Source organism: Serratia sp. Ag1, from assembly GCF_000743355.1.
In the GTDB taxonomy this organism is placed as follows: domain Bacteria; phylum Pseudomonadota; class Gammaproteobacteria; order Enterobacterales; family Enterobacteriaceae; genus Chania.
Genome location: NZ_JQEI01000081.1, coordinates 1 through 1,035, shown reverse-complemented (window position 1 = coordinate 1,035; position 1,035 = coordinate 1). Strand labels below are relative to the sequence as shown.

At 47.0% G+C, this 1,035-nt stretch carries 2 protein-coding genes and 1 pseudogene; 2 read left to right on the top strand and 1 reads right to left on the bottom strand.

Annotation, left to right across the window (positions count from 1 at the left end):
• Both IV04_RS26980 and tnpA read left to right on the top strand, forming a co-directional pair.
• On the top strand, positions 1–189 hold a 189-nt coding region (locus IV04_RS26980; protein ID WP_231566345.1), incomplete at its 5' end, for a hypothetical protein.
• Positions 146–604: an IS200/IS605 family transposase gene (tnpA, locus tag IV04_RS24040; protein ID WP_037441706.1), complete on the top strand. Its 459-nt coding sequence runs from the start codon at positions 146–148 to the stop codon at positions 602–604. The genes IV04_RS26980 and tnpA, both read left to right, overlap by 44 nt.
• A 125-nt stretch (positions 605–729) precedes the next feature.
• On the opposite strand, the pseudogene IV04_RS24035 reads toward tnpA, so the two are convergent.
• A pseudogene (locus tag IV04_RS24035) lies at positions 730–1,035 on the bottom strand (substrate-binding domain-containing protein); the annotation flags it as partial.

The following is a 1,035-nucleotide window of genomic DNA, read 5'->3' as shown; positions in this document are numbered from 1 at the left end:
TTGTATTCAGAAAACCCCCAGCTAGGCTGGGGGTTCCGTAAAGCTTTCAGCTATAAGTCAGCTATAAAAACCCCTTTTGATTTGTTAAAACACCTTGCGGTCTGGCAACTGCAAAAGTTCAACAAGAAATCAAAAGGGGGTCCCAATGGGGGACGAAAAGAGCTTAGCGCATACCCGATGGAACTGTAAATATCACATAGTTTTTGCACCCAAATACCGGAGACAGGCTTTCTACGGAGAGAAACGTAGAGCGATAGGCAGTATCTTAAGAAAGTTATGTGAGTGGAAAAGTGTGCACATAGTGGAGGCCGAATGCTGTGTAGATCACATCCATATGCTTTTGGAAATCCCACCGAAAATGAGTGTGTCGGGTTTTATGGGGTATCTGAAGGGTAAAAGTAGCCTGATGCTTTACGAGCAATTTGGCGATTTGAAGTTTAAGTATCGTAACAGGGAATTTTGGTGCCGAGGGTATTACGTTGATACAGTGGGTAAAAATACCACGAAGATACGAGAGTACATAAAGCACCAGTTGGAAGCGGATAAAATGGGTGAGCAGATGTCGATCCCGTATCCGGGTAGCCCGTTTACGGGCCGTAAGTAACCGATAAAATGCGAATGTCAGATCGCAATGCGCCTGCTAGGGCGCAGCAGGTAAGAGAGCCTTATAGGCGCATATGAAAAACCTCCGGCTATGCCGGAGGATATTTATTGATTACTTTCAATTAATTACCGTTTACTAATCTCGTCAAACGCGCCGCCAGTAGCAAAATGCACCTTCTGTGCGTTGGTCCAACCACCAAACGTATCATCTACGGTGAATAACTTCAGTTTCGGGAACTGCTCGGTGAATTTAGCAGCGATCGCCTCATCGCGAGGGCGATAGTAATTCTTCGCTGCAATGGTCTGGCCTTCATTGGAGTACAGGTACTTCAGATAGGCATTGGCCACGTCACGCGTCCCACGCTTATCAACCACTCTGTCCACCACCGACACGGTCGGTTCGGCCAAGATCGACTCGCTCGGCGTAATGAT

Bases quoted from the DNA above. Each gene is read 5' to 3' on its own strand.
- tnpA (WP_037441706.1), top strand. From the start codon at position 146: ATGGGGGACGAAAAGAGCTTAGCGCATACCCGATGGAACTGTAAATAT.